The sequence below is a fragment of the Nonomuraea jiangxiensis genome (genome assembly GCF_900099965.1).
Lineage (GTDB): Bacteria > Actinomycetota > Actinomycetes > Streptosporangiales > Streptosporangiaceae > Nonomuraea > Nonomuraea jiangxiensis.
This window is the reverse complement of sequence record NZ_FNDJ01000015.1, coordinates 96,579-111,441: the sequence shown is the minus strand read 5'-3', so window position 1 is coordinate 111,441 and position 14,863 is coordinate 96,579. Positions and strand designations below refer to the sequence as shown.

Annotated in this window: 16 protein-coding genes; 9 read left to right on the top strand and 7 right to left on the bottom strand. The window is 71.8% G+C overall.

The features are described 5' to 3' along the window. Nucleotides 1-63: 63 nt before the first annotated feature. Complete coding sequence (locus tag BLS95_RS31000) at nt 64-1,392, top strand: MFS transporter (protein ID WP_090939309.1); 1,329 nt, start codon at nt 64-66, stop codon at nt 1,390-1,392. Here BLS95_RS31000 and BLS95_RS30995 read toward each other — a convergent pair. After that, nucleotides 1,376-2,125 (bottom strand): TetR/AcrR family transcriptional regulator, encoded by a 750-nt coding sequence (locus tag BLS95_RS30995; protein WP_090939304.1) that lies wholly within the window; start codon nt 2,123-2,125, stop codon nt 1,376-1,378. The two genes, BLS95_RS31000 and BLS95_RS30995, sit on opposite strands and share 17 nt — an antisense overlap. Before the next feature lie 11 nt (nt 2,126-2,136). On the opposite strand from BLS95_RS30995, the gene BLS95_RS30990 reads away from it, so the two are divergent. The 3 genes from BLS95_RS30990 to BLS95_RS30980 all read left to right on the top strand — a co-directional run bounded on the left by BLS95_RS30990 (nt 2,137) and on the right by BLS95_RS30980 (nt 5,195). After that, nucleotides 2,137-3,321, top strand: a complete 1,185-nt coding sequence (locus tag BLS95_RS30990) for an FAD-dependent monooxygenase (RefSeq protein WP_090939302.1) — start codon at nt 2,137-2,139, stop codon at nt 3,319-3,321. 66 nt (nt 3,322-3,387) lie between these two features. Further along, on the top strand, nt 3,388-4,113 hold the full coding sequence (locus BLS95_RS30985) for a ThuA domain-containing protein (protein WP_090939299.1): 726 nt from the start codon (nt 3,388-3,390) through the stop codon (nt 4,111-4,113). A gap of 8 nt (nt 4,114-4,121) precedes the next feature. Continuing rightward, the gene (locus tag BLS95_RS30980) at nt 4,122-5,195 is read left to right on the top strand and encodes a Gfo/Idh/MocA family protein (RefSeq protein WP_090939292.1); all 1,074 of its coding nucleotides are present in this window, start codon (nt 4,122-4,124) and stop codon (nt 5,193-5,195) included. Between the two features lie 69 nt (nt 5,196-5,264). On the opposite strand, the gene BLS95_RS57070 is transcribed toward BLS95_RS30980, so the two are convergent. Both BLS95_RS57070 and BLS95_RS57065 read right to left on the bottom strand, forming a co-directional pair. Beyond that, entirely contained in the window at nt 5,265-5,669 is a 405-nt protein-coding gene (locus BLS95_RS57070; RefSeq protein WP_218136066.1) for a hypothetical protein, read from the bottom strand. Between the two features lie 12 nt (nt 5,670-5,681). Continuing rightward, on the bottom strand, nt 5,682-6,209 hold the full coding sequence (locus BLS95_RS57065) for a hypothetical protein (RefSeq protein ID WP_218136065.1): 528 nt from the start codon (nt 6,207-6,209) through the stop codon (nt 5,682-5,684). An 85-nt stretch (nt 6,210-6,294) separates the two neighbouring features. Between BLS95_RS57065 and BLS95_RS55925 the strand changes: the two genes are divergently transcribed. Next, nucleotides 6,295-6,498 carry a hypothetical protein gene (locus BLS95_RS55925; protein WP_218136064.1) on the top strand — a complete coding sequence of 68 codons (204 nt, stop codon included), beginning with the start codon at nt 6,295-6,297 and terminating at the stop codon, nt 6,496-6,498. Here the strand turns inward: BLS95_RS55925 and BLS95_RS30965 are convergent. Further along, entirely contained in the window at nt 6,468-7,244 is a 777-nt protein-coding gene (locus BLS95_RS30965) for a pectate lyase (RefSeq protein ID WP_245765387.1), read from the bottom strand. The genes BLS95_RS55925 and BLS95_RS30965 overlap by 31 nt on opposite strands. 275 nt (nt 7,245-7,519) lie before the next feature. Here BLS95_RS30965 and BLS95_RS30960 point away from each other — a divergent pair, with 275 nt between their 5' ends. Next, nucleotides 7,520-7,828 carry a hypothetical protein gene (locus tag BLS95_RS30960; protein ID WP_090939286.1) on the top strand — a complete coding sequence of 103 codons (309 nt, stop codon included), beginning with the start codon at nt 7,520-7,522 and terminating at the stop codon, nt 7,826-7,828. A 125-nt stretch (nt 7,829-7,953) separates the two neighbouring features. Here BLS95_RS30960 and BLS95_RS30955 read toward each other — a convergent pair whose 3' ends face one another. After that, the gene (locus BLS95_RS30955) at nt 7,954-8,304 is read right to left on the bottom strand and encodes a MerR family transcriptional regulator (protein ID WP_090939283.1); all 351 of its coding nucleotides are present in this window, start codon (nt 8,302-8,304) and stop codon (nt 7,954-7,956) included. Nucleotides 8,305-8,433: 129 nt separating this feature from the next. Here BLS95_RS30955 and sigJ point away from each other — a divergent pair, with 129 nt between their 5' ends. Genes sigJ through BLS95_RS30940 form a run of 3 tightly spaced genes read left to right on the top strand, consistent with a single transcriptional unit; the run spans nt 8,434 to nt 12,529 of the window. Continuing rightward, nucleotides 8,434-9,306 (top strand): RNA polymerase sigma factor SigJ, encoded by an 873-nt coding sequence (sigJ, locus tag BLS95_RS30950; RefSeq protein ID WP_090939281.1) that lies wholly within the window; start codon nt 8,434-8,436, stop codon nt 9,304-9,306. A 53-nt stretch (nt 9,307-9,359) separates the two neighbouring features. Next, a complete protein-coding gene (locus BLS95_RS30945) occupies nt 9,360-10,475 on the top strand; it encodes an NAD(P)/FAD-dependent oxidoreductase (RefSeq protein WP_090939278.1) in 1,116 nt (371 codons plus the stop codon). 50 nt (nt 10,476-10,525) lie between these two features. After that, nucleotides 10,526-12,529: an alpha-glucuronidase gene (locus BLS95_RS30940; RefSeq protein WP_218136063.1), complete on the top strand. Its 2,004-nt coding sequence runs from the start codon at nt 10,526-10,528 to the stop codon at nt 12,527-12,529. On the opposite strand, the gene BLS95_RS30935 is transcribed toward BLS95_RS30940, so the two are convergent. Together BLS95_RS30935 and BLS95_RS30930 are read right to left on the bottom strand one after the other, a co-directional pair. Next, a complete protein-coding gene (locus tag BLS95_RS30935; protein ID WP_090939275.1) occupies nt 12,530-13,219 on the bottom strand; it encodes a YesL family protein in 690 nt (229 codons plus the stop codon). It lies immediately after the preceding gene. Beyond that, a complete protein-coding gene (locus BLS95_RS30930) occupies nt 13,216-14,853 on the bottom strand; it encodes an ABC transporter substrate-binding protein (protein WP_090939272.1) in 1,638 nt (545 codons plus the stop codon). Before BLS95_RS30930 ends, BLS95_RS30935 begins: the two co-directional genes overlap by 4 nt. Nucleotides 14,854-14,863: the final 10 nt, after the last annotated feature.

Sequence of the window (14,863 nt, the reverse complement as noted above, 5' to 3'; positions counted from 1 at the left end):
TTCGTAACACCATCGGCGCCGGGGGCCCCGCCGACCACCCCCACACCCCCAAGGGAGCCATGCGTGACTGACACCTCGCCCAGCCGGGGCACTCCCCGCAAAGCCGCCGTGGCCGCCTGGATCGGCAGCGCTCTCGAGTACTACGACTTCTTCATCTACGGCAGCGCCGCCGCGCTGATCTTCGGCCGGGTCTTCTTCGACGGCTCCGACCCCGCCACCGCGACCCTGCAGTCCCTGGCCAGCTTCGGCGTCGCCTACGCGGCCCGGCCCGTGGGCGCGTTCGTCCTCGGCCACGTGGGCGACAGGTTCGGGCGCAAGAAGATCATGGTGTTCACGCTGATCCTCATGGGCGTGTCCACGTTCCTCATCGGGTGCCTGCCCACCCGTGACCAGATCGGCGGCCTGGCCCCCGTCCTGCTGGTGCTGCTGCGCATCCTGCAGGGCCTGTCGGCCGCCGGCGAGCAGGCCAGCGCCAACTCGATGACCCTGGAGCACGCCCCCGCCGACCGGCGCGGCTACTTCACCAGCTTCACCCTGAACGGCACCCAGTTCGGCCAGATCCTGGCCACGTTCGTGTTCATCCCGGTGGCGGCGCTGCCGGAGGAGCAGTTGCTGAGCTGGGGCTGGCGGGTGCCGTTCTGGCTGAGCGTGGCGGTGGCCGTGGCCGGGTGGATCATCCGCAGGCGGCTGGAGGAGACCCCGGCGTTCGAGGAGGAGGTCGCGCGGGGCACCGTGCCGCGCATGCCGCTCGCCGTCCTCTTCCGCGAGCACTGGGGCAGCGTGGTACGCGTGGTGTGCGCGGCGCTGATCGCGACCGTCAGCACGATCTTCACCGTCTGGGCGCTCAACTACGCCACCAGCGACGAGATCGGGCTCGACAGCGCCACCATGCTGTGGGTCAGCATCGCCGCGAACGCCGCCGCCCTCGTCGCGATCCCGCTGTGGGCCAGGCTGTCGGACCGGATCGGGCGCAAACCCGTGTTCCTCGTGGGCGCGATCGGCAGCCCGATCATGATCTTCGCCTATCTGGCGGCGATCAACTCGGGCAGCTACCCGCTGGTGTTCGTGGTCGGGGTGCTCACGCTCGGCGTCGTCTACAGCGCCTCGAACGGCATCTGGCCCGCGCTCTACGGGGAGATGTTCAGCACCCGAGTACGCCTGTCGGGCACGGCGATCGGCACCCAGATCGGCTTCGCCATCGCCGGTTTCGCCGTGGCCTCGGCGGCCGGGATCGTCTCCCCGCAGGGCTGGCTGGGGCTGCAGGGCTGGGTCGGCGTCGGCATCTTCACCGCGATCCTGTGCGCGATCAGCGCGATCGCCGTGGCCACGGCCAAGGAGACCCACCGGGTGCCCACGGAGGAGCTCGGCGGGCTGGTCACCCGGTCGCGTTGATCAGGACCTGCACCCCGTCGAGGATGCGGTCCAGGCCGAAGCGGTAGCCGAGGTCCCGCTCCTCCTCGGGGGTGTCCGCCGGGTAGTCGAACGCGCCCGCGTCGACCGCCGTACGCAGGGCCGGGAAGCGCCGGGCGTCCACCAGGGCTCCGAGCAGCGCGCTGTAGGCGGCCACGGACTCCCCCGAGGCGGCGGGGCCCAGGTCCGCGCCCAGCCGGGCGGTGCTGAGCAGGTAGGTGGCGACGAGCAGCGCCACCCCGGCCTTGTCGGCCTCGGACAGCCCGGTGCCGCGCAGCGCCGCCAGGGCACGGTCGGTCCACGCGAGCTGGTTGGGCGTGATGGGCGGCCCGGCGATGGGCAGGTGGACGATCCAGGCGTGGGCGCGCAGCATCGCCCACTGCGCCCGGCTCCAGCGCTCCAGCCCGGCCCGCCAGCCGTCGCAGGGCTCGTCCAGCTCGGCGGGCACGGCCGTGACGGAGTCGAGCATGAGCAGCAGCAGCTCGTTCTTGTTCTTGACGTGCCGGTAGAGCGACATCGTGGTGAACCCCAGCCGCTCGGCGACCCTGGCCATGGACACCGCGTCGAGCCCGCCCTCGTCGGCCAGCTCCACCGCCGCCCGCGCGATGCGGTCGACGCTCAACCCGACCTTGGGCTCGCGGACGGGGCCGCCGAGCCGCTCCCAGAGCAGGCCGAGGCCGGGCGGCAGCTTGCCATCGTCGCCTGTGTATGTCATACACTCAGTATATGCCATACACAGCATTGATCATAGGCGGCGGCATCGCGGGCTTGTCGAGCGCCATCGCGTTGCGCAAGGCGGGCATCGGCGTGGTCGTCCACGAGGCCCACGACAGGGCCGCCGACGAGGCGGGCGCCTTCCTCACGCTGGCGGTCAACGCCCTCGACGCCTTACGCGCCATGGACCTCGACGTGGGCGGCCTCGGCGTCGAGACCCCGAAGATCACGCTCGCCGGCGGTTCCGGCCGCAGGCTCGGTGAGCTGCCGTACACCATGGACGGCCTGACGAGCAGGACCGTCAAGCGCGGCGACCTCAACCGGTTCCTGCGCGAGCGGGCTCTCGCCCGGGGCGTGCGCATCGAGTACGGCAAGCGGCTCGCCGACGCCGCCGTCACCGGCGACGGGGTCGTGGCGCGCTTCGCCGACGGCACCACGGCCGCGGGTGACCTGCTCATCGGCGCCGACGGCCTGCGCTCGCGCACCCGCCGGATCATCGACCCCGCGGCCCCCACCGCCCGCTACACCGGCCTGCTCACCACCGGCGGCTACGCCCGCGCCACCCCGACCGGCCCCCGGCACGACCCGGCTCCCGGCATGCACGCGATCTTCGGCAGGCGCTGTTTCCTCGCCTACCTGTCGCACCCCGACGGCGAGGTGTGGTGGGCGGCCAACCCCGTCCAGCCTGCGGAGCTGACCCCGGCCGAGCTGGCCGCCGTCGACTGGCGGACCCGGCTGAGCGAGCTGTTCCGGCGCGACCGCGGCCCCGCGCTCGACCTCATCGCGGCCACCGACGAGATCTTCCCGGGCTGGAACAGCTACGACGTGCCCACCGTGCCCATCTGGCACCGCGACCGGATGATCGTCATCGGCGACGCGGCCCACGCCACCGCCCCGTCGATCGGGCAGGGGGCGGCTCTGGCCATCGAGGACGCCGTCGTCCTGGCCCGCTGCCTGCGCGACGGGCCCGGCATCGAGGCGGCGTTCGGCGCGTACGAGCGGGCGCGGCGCGAGCGGGTCGAGCGCGTCGTGGAGCAGGGCAACCGTACCGGCGGCTGGAAGGCCCTGGGCCCCGTGGCCAGTGTCCCGCGCGACCTGATCATGAGCTGGGCGATGCGCCGCATGGCCCGCACCGGCGACGACCCCAGCCGCTGGATCTACGCCCACCACATCGAATGGCACGCCCGCGCGGCGTGACCCGTTTCCCGGTCCCGTCGGTCTGGGCAGAAAGTGATCTGACGATCCACGACCGGAGGGAAGCGGATGGCGGTCAACGTCACTGTCTGGAGCGAGAACTACCACGAGCAACGCGAGGAGGACGTGCGCCGCCGCTACCCCGACGGCATCCACGGCGCCATCGCGGCGGGACTGACCGAGCTGCTCGGCGATCGCGTACGCGTGCGCACCGCCGTGCTGGACGACCCCGAGCACGGCCTCACGGACGAGGTCCTGGCCGCGACGGACGTGCTCACCTGGTGGGGGCACATGGCGCACGAGGACGTCGACGACAAGATCGTGGAGCGGGTGCGCCGCCGTGTCCTGGGCGGCATGGGCCTGATCGTGCTCCACTCGGGCCACTACTCCAAGATCTTCCGCGCGCTGATGGGCACCACCTGCACGCTCAACTGGCGTGACGCGGCCGAGCGGGAGCTGGTCTGGACGGTCTCCCCCGCCCACCCGATCGCGCGGGGCGTGCCCCGGCCGCTGGTCATCGAGCGCCAGGAGACCTACGGCGAGCCGTTCGGCATCCCCGAGCCGGACGAGCTGGTCTTCATCAGCAACTTCAGCGGCGGGGAGGTGTTCCGCAGCGGTTGCTGCTACCGCAGGGGCCTCGGCCGGGTCTTCTACTTCAGCCCCGGCGACCAGGAATACCCCATCTACCACCACCCCGACGTGCGGCGTGTGCTGGCCAACGCGGTCCTGTGGGCCGCCCCGGCCGACCGGCCCGGCGACCCCCTGCAGAACGCCCACACCCCCATCCAGTGGTAGGAGCCGCCATGCCGTCCGACACCCCCACTCACGCATCCCCCGCCGGCCCCGCGTTCGACCTCGTCACGGCGGACAGGCCGTTGCGCGCCGTGGTGGTCGGCGCCGGGTTCATCGGCGGCCAGTGGGCGCCGGAGCTGCTCGCCCACCCCGACACCGAGCTGGTCGGCTGGGTGGACGTGGCCGAGGACCTGGCCCGCGACGCCGCCGCCGAGCTCGGCCTGGACGGCCTGCCGGTCAGCTCCTCACTCACCGCCGTGCTCGACGGTGAGGAGCCCGACTTCATCGTCAACTGCACGGTGCCACGGGCGCATCACGACGTGACGGTCACCGCGCTCAAGCGCGGGGTCTCGGTGCTGAGCGAGAAGCCCATGTCGGTCACGCTGGAGGAGGCGCGCTCCATGGTCGGGGCAGCCGACGAGGCGCGGCGGCTGTTCGCGGTCAACCAGAACCGGCGCTTCATGCCGACCCTGGTGGCGTTCCGGCGCACGGTGGCCGAGCTGGGGCCGCTCGGGCTGCTGACGTCGGAGTTCTACATGCCCTACCGTGGGCGGCCGTTCCTCGACGAGCTGGAGCACCCGCTGTTACAGGACATGGCCATCCACCTGTTCGACGCGGCACGGGCGCTCTCGGGGGCCGATCCGGTCTCCGTCTACTGCGAGTCGTTCCGGCCGGCGTGGACCTGGTATCCCGGCGCGTGCTCGGCCACCGCGATCTTCGAGATGACCGGCGGGCTGCGCTACACGTTCACCGGGAGCTGGTCGGCGCCCGGCGGGGCGACGTCGTGGACGGGGAGCTGGCGGGCGGCCGGTTCGCACGGCACGGCGCGCTGGGACGGCAACGGCGAGCCGACCGCCGAGGCGGTCCAGGGCCACGTCGTACGCCCGCCCGCCCCGCACGCCGACCCGTTCCCCGGGCGGAGCCGCTTCGCGGGGCTGGCCGAGGGGCTGGAGGAGTTCGTGACGGGGCTGCGCTCGGGGCGGGCGCCGCAGGGCGAGTGCCACGACAACATCCGCAGCCTGGCCATGGTGACGGCGGCCCTGGAGTCCGTGCGCACCGGGACCCGGGTGCCGATCCTGGCCTGACCGCGAACGAGCCGCCATGCCCCGTGCTCCACCCCGCTCGTGAACGGGGTGGAGCACACCCGGGGGCGGTCAGCGGCCGTAACGGCTCTTCAGGTGGCGCCACCAGTCGCGGAACATCCACGCGTCGAACTCCGTGATCGACGATGCGGAGCCCGCCTTCATCAGGAAGCAGCACACCCCCGTCGGCGTCCAGTCGTAGAAGTCGTCCAGGCCGAACGAGTGGCCTATCTCGTGCAGGAGGATGTGCAGGTTGTCGGCGTTGAGGTTGGACATGTAGTACTCGCTGCCGATGCGCTGCCCCCAGTCACCACCCGCGCCGCCGCCGAAGCCGGAGGTCAGCCACAACGACATGTCGTAGTGGTGTGACGGGCCGCCCGGGCAGTTCGGGTAGGTGCCGCTCTGGTTGAAGAACCGGCCACACGGCTCGGCGCACTGCGGCGCGTTCTCGCGGATGTCGCCGACGTAGATGTCCACGGAGTTGTCGCTCTACTGGAGCTGGGCCCGGTCCCGCACCGCCCAGCCGACCACCTTGACCGGCACCGTGCTGTACGGCCAGTTGTCGTGGCCTGCCATGAGGTCCATCCACTTCTTGAACTGGCGGGCCAGTGTGGCGTGGATCTGGTCCCGCTGCGCCGCCGTCACCGAGGCGCCGGTGTCCCAGCGGACGCAGTAGTTGATCGAGCCGCCGTTCGCCATGATCTGGTCCCAGCCGTAGTTGCGGAACCCGTACAGGTTGGGATAGGTGTTCTCGACGTGCTGCCAGACCTGGGTGAGCGGGCTGACCAGGGTGGCGGGCGGGCTCCAGCCGGTGCCGCCCGGCGGGTCGGCGACGAACGCCCTGACCTCCAGCAGCCCGACCGAGCCCTGCCCGCTCTGCATGACGATCCGCAGCCGGGTGGTGCTGATCTGGGAGAAACCGACCTGGTTGTAGGCGTTCACGGCGGTCGGGTAGGTGGCGGGGATGTCGGCGTAGGCGCTGCCGGTCCAGCGCTGCAGCCGCCAGGAGGCCGGCACGCGGACGCCGCCGCCGTCGTCGAAGAAGTAGACGTCGGCGGATCTGATCGCCTGGGCCGAGGTCCAGGTCAGCTCGGCCCACTGGGTGCCGGTGTTCGGCCAGGTGCCCCAGCGGCGGTTGGCGGTGTCGTTGGAGCTCGGCGGGTCGATGCCGTCGTTGATCGCCGCGACGCTCTCCCACGGTGAGGTGTACGACGCCGACGCGGTGGCGCTCCTGGCCTCGGGGAAGGGCGTGCTTCCCCGAGGCCGGGGTTCAGGTCAGCGGATCGTGATGTCGGAGGAGGAGTAGAGGCAGTTGACGCCGTCCGCGCCCGAACCGATCTTCACCGGCTCGCTGCCCTTGGGCACGCCTCGGTACTTCTCGCAGATGGTGGTACTGCTGCCGTACACGGCGATCTGCCTGAAGCGCGCGGTGTCGCCCCAGTTGGTGTTGATCCCGGCCAGCACCTTGGTGGAACGGGCGGTGATGCCGTCCATGACCACGTTCCGCCGGTAGGAGGTGGAGCAGTTGCCGCAGGCGCGATAGAGCTTGCCGGAGTTGTGCACCTGGAAGTTCCTGATGGTCACCGTTCCGGCGCCGTTGTGCTGGAACACCTTGTCCGAGGCGGATCTGGCGCCGCCGCCGTCCACCAGATAGGTGGCCGACGAACTGGAGGACATGAACGTCGCGGCGTCCTCGCCCACGTCGTTCCACCACACGTTGCGGATCGTGCACGAGCCCTGGCAGTGGATGCCGTCACCGGCGGGGGCGTCGAGGATGACGTTCTGGATCGTGCCGCCGTTGGGGACGACGAACATCGGGTCCTGGCTCTCGCTCTGGCCGCCGTCGCCGATGCCGTAGTAGCGCTTCATGCCGCCGTCGAAGAACGAGCCGGTGTTGCGGGTCTCCGTGATGTGCACGCTGCCGGTGTTCGACGGCCACGGGCCGTCCCTGTCCAGCACCCGCGCCTGCGCTGCGGGCGGCAGCACGGCGGCGACGCCCGCCATGGCCGTGGCCGTCACCAGCAGCCGTCTGGTACGCGATGGGAGTGTCAAGGCCGTTTCCCTACCCCTCTGCGCTCCTTGGTAAGCGCTTTCCCACAGGTCGGACCGGTGCCGGGCACCGGAGTTTGTTGGAAGGTCAGCCTAATTGGAAGCGTGGCCGGCCCTGTCAGAGCCTTGATGGCACGAGTAAGGAACGACCGTCAACCCGCCCGCCCGGCGGCGAGCACCGACCTGCGGATTCCCGTGAAATTTTCATCCGCCCCGCCGCGGGCAACCCGGGTCGCCAATGCGGGGGCATCCGGTGGACCGGGCCGGGTCAGGGCGGGGTGTCGGCACGGGTAGCCGTCCATGCGCTCGCCGAGGAGCGGGGCACGCCGCTCCCACCACTCGTCGTCGCTGCTGCCGGTGGTCGCCGGCGCCTGCCCGCCCTCGTCTACCTCGCCGAGCTGCGGATCCGCACCGGCGCGCCCGACCTCGCGGCCCGCCTGCTGGCCGAGGTGGCCGAGGTGGAACTGTCGGCCGCCGACCGCGAAAGACTGGCCGACGAGCTCAGCACGGCCGCCGACCTGAGCGCCACCCTCGAGACTCCCGCCATCTCCGGGACATCCGCCACCCCCGAAGCTCCCACCGGCTGAAACGAACCGCCCCTACTCAGGAGCCCCGCCACGACGAAGCCGTCGGTCCCTACCGCGAACGCGCCGAAGGCCGGCGGTGGGGGTCGCTGCCGGGGCCCGGCGGCCACCTCGGCGGTGGGGGTCGCTCACACGCGCGCCCGGAAGGAGTCGATCTTGTGGTCCAGCGCCTTCAGGTCCTGGGCGAGCTCGGCGATCCTGGACCGCACCCGCTCGCGGTGCTCCTCCAGCATCTCCAGGCGCTCCCCGGCGGTGCCGGAGCCGCCGCGCATCAGCTCCGCGTACCGGCACATGTCGGCGATCGGCATGCCGGTGGTGCGGAGCTTGGTGAGGAACTCCAGCCACACGAGGTCCTGCTCCGAGTAGTCCCGGTGACCGTTGCCGTCGCGGCCCACGGGCCGGATCAGCCCGATGCGCTCGTAGTAACGCAGCGTGTACGCGGTCAGCCCGGAGCGCTGCGCGGCCTCCTGGATCGTCATGCCCTTCAGGTTCGCCCTTGGAGCGCGCTCTAAGTCAAGCCGGGCGACCGGGCACGCGGGATCCGGCCCCGGTACGCCCCCCGGCGACCCCCCGGCGAACGAAGCGCCTCTGGCCTGCGGTTTCCTGGAATGGTGGGATTCGATCGGAGTGCGCGGCTCGACGAGGAGTGGGAGCTGCACCGGCCTGCCGTGTTCGGGGCCGCGTACCGGCTGCTCGGGAGCGTCGCCGAGGCGGAGGACGTGCTCCAGGACGTCTGGCTGCGGGCGGCGTCGGCCGACCTGTCCGAGGTGGTGGACCTGCGGGCCTGGCTGGTGACCGTGGCGGCGCGGATCTCGTACAACGTGATCAACTCCGCGCGGGTCCGCAAGGTGGGATATATCGGGCCGTGGCTGCCCGAGCCGCTCATGACCGGTCCCGACGTGGCGCAGCGGGTGCTGGTCGACGACTCGGTCAGCACGGCGATGTTGCTGGTGATGCGGGAGCTGCCGCCGCCGGAGCGGGTGGCGTTCGTCCTGCATGACGTGTTCGAGCTGCCGTTCGAGCAGATCGCGGGGGCGCTCGGCAGGTCGCCGGTGGCCTGCAGGAAGCTGGCCTCCAGGGCGCGGCGGCGGGTGGCGGGGGCGCGGGTGCCGCCGCGGGCGAGCCGGGCCGAGCGGGAGCGGGTGCTGTACGCCTTCCGCGCCGCCTCCCAGGCCGGCGATCTCGCGGGCCTGGTCAGCCTGCTCGATCCCGACGTCGTCTACGTGGCCGACGGCGGCGGGAAGGCCACGGCGGCGCGGGTGCCCGTGCACGGGGTGGAGCGGGTCGCCCGGCTGCTGCTGTGGTTCGGCACCCACCGGCCCGGTGACCGGGTGGAGGTGGTCGAGGTGAACGGGGATCCGGGGCTCGCGACCCACCGCGAGGGGCGGCTGTGCTGGATCGACACCGTCGAGGTGCGCGACGGGCGGATCGCCGCGTACCTGCGGGTGGCCAATCCCGACAAACTTCCCGGTCACCTCTGAGCCGCCTGACTTGTCTCCCTGCCGTACGGCACCTCAGGGGAAGGAGACGGAACATGCCAAGGATCGTGATCGTCGGGGGCGGCTTCGCCGGAGTGTGGAGCGCCGCGGCGGCCGCGCGGGTGCGCGGCCCCGCCGACCTGCGGATCACGCTGATCAGCCCGAACGAGCGCATGGTGCTCCGGCCCCGGATGTACGAGCCGGAGCCGGAACGGGCGACCGTCCCGCTGAGCCGGATCCTGGAGCCGATCGGCGTCGAGCACGTCCGCGCGGCCGTCGAGGAGATCGACGTGGCGGCCCGCCTGGTGCGCGCCGGGGGGCACGTGGCCGGCTACGACCGCCTGGTGCTGGCCGCCGGCAGCCGCCTGGTCCGCCCTGACCTGCCGGGCGCCGAGGAACTGTACGACGTGGACACCCTCGACGGCGCCAACCGGCTGGCCGCGCACCTGCGAGGCCGGGAGTCCGTCACCTCGGTCGTGGTGGGCGCGGGCTTCACCGGCCTGGAGGTCACCGGCGAGCTGGCCCGGCGGGGCCGGGTGGTGCTGGTCGAGCGGGCCGGCGTGGTCGGGCCGGACCTCGGCGAGGCGCCGCGCCCCGCCATCGAGGCGGCGCTGGACGAGCTGGGCGTCGAACGCCGGCTCGGCACCACCTTGGTCTCCGCCGCCGGCGGGGTGGCGGAGCTGTCCGACGGCACGCGTGTCACCGCCGACGCGATCGTGTGGACGGCCGGCCTGGAGGCCAGCCCGCTCACCGCGCAGATCCCGGCCCCGAGAGACCGGCTCGGGCGGCTCGCCGTGGACCGCCACCTTCGGGTGCGGGGGGCCGTCTTCGCCGCGGGCGACGTGGCCGCGGCCCGCGCCGACGCCGGGCACTACGCGGTGCAGAGCTGCCAGCACGCGACCCCGATGGGGAAGACGGCCGGCCCCAACGCCGCCGCCGACCTCCTGGGGCTGCCGCTGATCGACTTCACCCCGGCCCCGTACGTCACCGACCTGGCCCTCGGCGCGGCCGGCGCCCTCTACACCCGCGGCTGGGACCGTGTGGTGGCGCGTACCGGGGCCGAGGGCATGGAGATCAAACGGTGGATCATGAACAGGATCCACCCTCCGGTCGACGACGCGGAGCAGATCCTGGCCCTGGCGGGGAAGGTCTACAACCCCGTGCCCTTCTGACATCCCGGGCGATATGATCTTGACCCGCACCGGCGTGCCGAAGGAGTCCCGTGACCATTCCCGAGCCGAACGGCGTCCACGCGGCCTGGCTGCCCCCCGAGGCGTTCCGGGCGATCGGCTCGCGGCGCACGCTGGTGTGCGGCGACGGGCTGCTCGCCGACACCGTGCGCGCGGAGGTCTCCTGGGCCTGCGCCCGGCATGGCGGCGGCCTGACCGACGAGCCGGCCGACCTGGTGCTCGCGCTCTCCACCGCCCGGCCCCTGCCCGCCGCCGCGGCCCGGCTGGCCGGCCGGGAGGAGCCCGGCGAGCAGGGCTTCGTGCTGGCCCGCCACGACGGCGTCACGGTGGTGCTCGCCGACGACCCGGCGGGCCTGCTCCACGGCTTCTTCCACCTCGTACGGCTGGGCGAGGCGGCGTTCGGCGCCGCGCGGCCGGCGGAGACGCACCGGCCCGCGATGCGACGGCGCATGGTCGACCACTGGGACAACGTGGCCGTGCACCCGGTGATGGGCCAGGTGGAGCGGGGCTACGCGGGCGGGTCGATCTTCTGGGCGGACGGCGCGGCGCGCGGGGACCTGACCCGGGTGCGGGCCTACGGGCGGCTGCTGGCCGCGTGCGGGGTCAACGCGGTCGCGGTCAACAACGTCAACGTGCACGCCACGGAGGCCCACCTGCTGACCGACCGGCTCGGCGACGTCGCGGCGATCGCCGGGGAGCTGCGCCCGTACGGGATCCGCGTGCACCTGTCGGTCGGCTTCACCTCCCCCGTCGTCCTGGGCGGGCTGCCCACCGCCGACCCCCTCGACGAGCGGGTGCGCGAGTGGTGGGCCGCCACCACCGAGCGGGTCTACGAGACGATCCCCGATTTCGGCGGCTACGTGGTCAAGGCCGACTCCGAGGGCCAGCCGGGCCCGTTCGCCTACGAGCGCACCCACGCCGAGGGCGCCGGCGTGCTCGCCGACGCGCTGGCGCCGTTCGGCGGCGTGGTGCACTGGCGGGCCTTCGTCTACAACCACCGCCAGGACTGGCGCGACCGCTCGACCGACCGGGCCCGCGCGGCCTACGACCACTTCCAGCCGCTCGACGGCCACTTCCGCGACAACATGATCCTTCAGGTGAAGCACGGGCCGATCGACTTCCAGCCGCGCGAGCCGGTGTCACCGGTGATCGCGGCGATGCCCACGACCCGGCTGGCGGTGGAGTTCCAGGCGACGCAGGAGTACACCGGCCAGCAGCGGCACGTGTGCTACCTGGCGCCCATGTGGCGTGAGGTGCTGGACTTCCGGCCGTGGGGGCCGGACGGGCGAGCGGTGGCGGACCTGGCGGGCGACCTGGTCGCGGTGTCCAACGTGGGTGACGACCCGTACTGGACGGGCCACCCGCTCGCCCAGGCCAACCTGTACGCCTTCGGCCGCCTGGCCTGGGACCCCCGGCTGGACCCGGCCGCGATCCTCGACGAGTGGATCGACCTGACGTTCGCGCCGGCGCCCGAACCGCCGCGCGGCACGCTGCACGCGCTGATGGACGGCTCCTGGCGCACCTACGAGCGCTACACCGCGCCGCTCGGCGTCGGCTTCATGGTCCGCCCAGGCCACCACTACGGCCCCGACGTCGACGGCTACGAGTACACCCCGTGGGGCACCTACCACTTCGCCGACCGCGACGGCGTCGGCGTGGACCGCACCCGCGCCTCGGGCACCGGCTTCACCGGCCAGTACCCGCGGCCATGGTCGGACGTCTACGAGTCGGTCGAGCGCTGTCCCGACGAGCTGCTGCTGTTCTTCCACCACGTTCCCTACGGGCACGTGCTGCACAGCGGCTCGACCGTCATCCAGCACATCTACGACACCCACTTCGCGGGCGCCGAGGAGGTGGCCGAGTCCCGGCGGCGCTGGGCGGAGGCCGCGGGCCGGGTGAACCCAGCGCTGCACGCCAGGGTGCGGGAGCTGCTCGACGAGCAGCTCCGCTCCGCCGAGGAGTGGCGTGACCAGGTCAACGCCTACTTCTTCCGCAAGTCGGGGGTGCCCGACGCCTGCGGCCGGCGCATCTTCTGATCAGGCGGTGAACTCCCGCTCGACCTCGTCGGCCAGCGAGCGGGAGTTCCACAGCAGCACCGCCGCGAACCCGGCGGCCAGCAGCGCCACCGCCGCCTCGGTGGCCACCAGCGTGAGACCGCCGGCCACGACGAGCAGGCTGAGGTTGGCCAGGGTGACGGCGGGCCGGCGGCCGAGGAAGTACGCCGCCAGCCGCGCCACGTCCACCGCCCGGAACTCGAACAGTGAGGTGATGACCAGCGCGTTGCCGGCCCACAGGGTCGCCCCCACCGCCACCAGGACCAGCGGCCCCGCCCACCAGCCGGGCACGCCCGCGGCGCCGAGGTTGGCCAGGTTCGTGGCGATGACGGCCATGCCCGCCAGCCACGGGACCCAGAGCTTCAGCACGCCCCGCGCGTTCGCCCGGTAGCCGCGCCAGAACGCCGCCGCCGGCCGCAGGTCCGCCAGGTCGCGGCTGCGGCGGCGCAGGGCGTACAGGGCGGCCGACAGCGCGGGGCCGAGGGGCAGCGCGCAGGCGGCGGCCAGCGGGATGTTGCCCGCCGACCGGTCGAGCAGGACGAGCCCGGCCAGGCCGGGCAGGGTGGTGGCCAGGAACAGCAGCTCGACGACCAGCAGGTTGTAGACCAGCGCCGAGGCCCGCGAGAGAGGCCCCCGACCGAACCCACGCCCGGCCACGCCCGCCTGGCTCATCCGTGCTCCTTCTTGAACCGCTCGTAGGCGGTGTTGACGAGGTTCAGGTAGGAGGTCATGTTCTTGCCCTCCAGTTCCTTGACGTAAGCGTCCCACTCGCTCAGGTCGCGCTCGCCGAGGATGAACTTGAGCGTCTGCTGGGTGACGTAGTCCTTCAGCGGCGTCTCCCACAGCGTGACCTGCTCGCGCTCCTCCTCGTTGAACGGGTGCGGCGGCTCCACGGGCCAGGGCTTGCGGGCGTTCATCACGTTCTGGAACTCCAGCTCCTCCTCGGAGAAGGTGGAGTTCAGCAGCTCGGTGCTGCCGCCGTAGGCGAACACGCCGTTGGAGAAGCCGAAGTCCTTCTGCAGGTGCTTGGGCGCCCCGGGGTTGAGTCCGACGAAGTCGATGTCGTCGGCCAGCTTGTACGTCCCGGAGCCATCCTTGGTGTACGTCGTCCCCTGCACGCCCCACTTGGCGAACTCGGCGCCCTCGGGCGAATACCAGAGCCAGTCGATGAACTGCATCATCGCCACGAAGTTCTTGTTCTCCAGCGCCTTCTTGGAGATCATGATGCCGTTCTCGGTCTGGGGGCCGATCTTGTACTCCCCCACCGGGCCCAGCGGCACCGGGATCTTGGCGATCTTGGCGTCCGGGTTGAGCTTGGACAGCGTCGGCCGGTAGTCGTTGATCAGCGACTGCGCGTTGGTGCTGATGACGAACGACTTGCCGGAGTTGAACTTCTGCTTGGCCTGCTCGTCCTGCTGCGTGAAGCTCTCCGGGTCGAGCAGCTTCTCCTTCACCAGCTTGTGCAGGTATTCGATCATCTGCTTGTACTGCGGCATGGCGCCGGTGTAGGCGAACTTCCCGAGGGCGGGGTCCCAGGTCGCGTGCTGGTACTCCCACCCGCCCTTGGCGCCGTAGGCCTGGGCGACGAGCTTGAGCAGGTTGCCGCCCGGCGTGGGCACGCCCCACCGGTCGGTCATCGGGTAGAGGTCGGGATATTCCGCCTTCATCGCCTTGAGCACGGTGTAGAGGTCGTCCCAGGTCTTGGGGGTCTCCAGGCCGAGCTTCTCCATGATGTCGGTCCTGACCGCCAGGGTGTAGTCCACCCAGATCTCCTCGTGGAGCCCGGGCAGCAGGTAGAAGCGGCCGTCGGCCTGCCGCAGCGTGTCCAGCGCGGGCTCCAGGCGCCACTTGGCGACCTGGTCCTTGAAGTTCGGCATCAGGTCCAGGTAGTCGCTGACCGGCAGGATGGCGCCGGAGGCGACGAAGGCCTCCTCCTGCGGGTGGTAGGTCTTCGGGATGATGAGCGGGGCCTGGCCGGAGCCCACCAGCAGGCCGCGCTTCTTCTCGTAGTCGCTCAGCGGCACCGCCACCGGCTTGAGCGTCACGTTGGTCCGCTTGGTGAGCTCCTGCCAGAACAGCCAGTCGTTCTTGAGCGGGTAGAACGAGTGGTTGTTGTAGAGGACGTCGAACGAGATCGGTTCGGTCGCCTTGAACTGCTGGTTGAGGCCGTAGCCGGCCATCGAGCCCGCCTTGTTCCCTGACATGTCGGCGGCCTTCTTCGGCGTCTCGCCCTCGCCGCAACCCGCGACCGCGAGCGTGATCGCGCCCAAACCGATGATCGCCTGACGTCGTGAGAGTTCGCGCATGGGGGGATTC

Excerpts from the sequence above, each read along its gene's own strand:
- BLS95_RS30995 (WP_090939304.1), bottom strand. The coding sequence starts at position 2,125 with ATGACATACACAGGCGACGATGGCAAGCTGCCGCCCGGCCTCGGCCTG.
- BLS95_RS30990 (WP_090939302.1), top strand. The coding sequence starts at position 2,137 with ATGCCATACACAGCATTGATCATAGGCGGCGGCATCGCGGGCTTGTCG.
- BLS95_RS30985 (WP_090939299.1), top strand. The coding sequence starts at position 3,388 with ATGGCGGTCAACGTCACTGTCTGGAGCGAGAACTACCACGAGCAACGC.
- BLS95_RS30980 (WP_090939292.1), top strand. The coding sequence starts at position 4,122 with ATGCCGTCCGACACCCCCACTCACGCATCCCCCGCCGGCCCCGCGTTC.
- BLS95_RS30955 (WP_090939283.1), bottom strand. The coding sequence starts at position 8,304 with ATGACGATCCAGGAGGCCGCGCAGCGCTCCGGGCTGACCGCGTACACG.
- sigJ (WP_090939281.1), top strand. The coding sequence starts at position 8,434 with ATGGTGGGATTCGATCGGAGTGCGCGGCTCGACGAGGAGTGGGAGCTG.
- BLS95_RS30945 (WP_090939278.1), top strand. The coding sequence starts at position 9,360 with ATGCCAAGGATCGTGATCGTCGGGGGCGGCTTCGCCGGAGTGTGGAGC.
- BLS95_RS30935 (WP_090939275.1), bottom strand. The coding sequence starts at position 13,219 with ATGAGCCAGGCGGGCGTGGCCGGGCGTGGGTTCGGTCGGGGGCCTCTC.
- BLS95_RS30930 (WP_090939272.1), bottom strand. The coding sequence starts at position 14,853 with ATGCGCGAACTCTCACGACGTCAGGCGATCATCGGTTTGGGCGCGATC.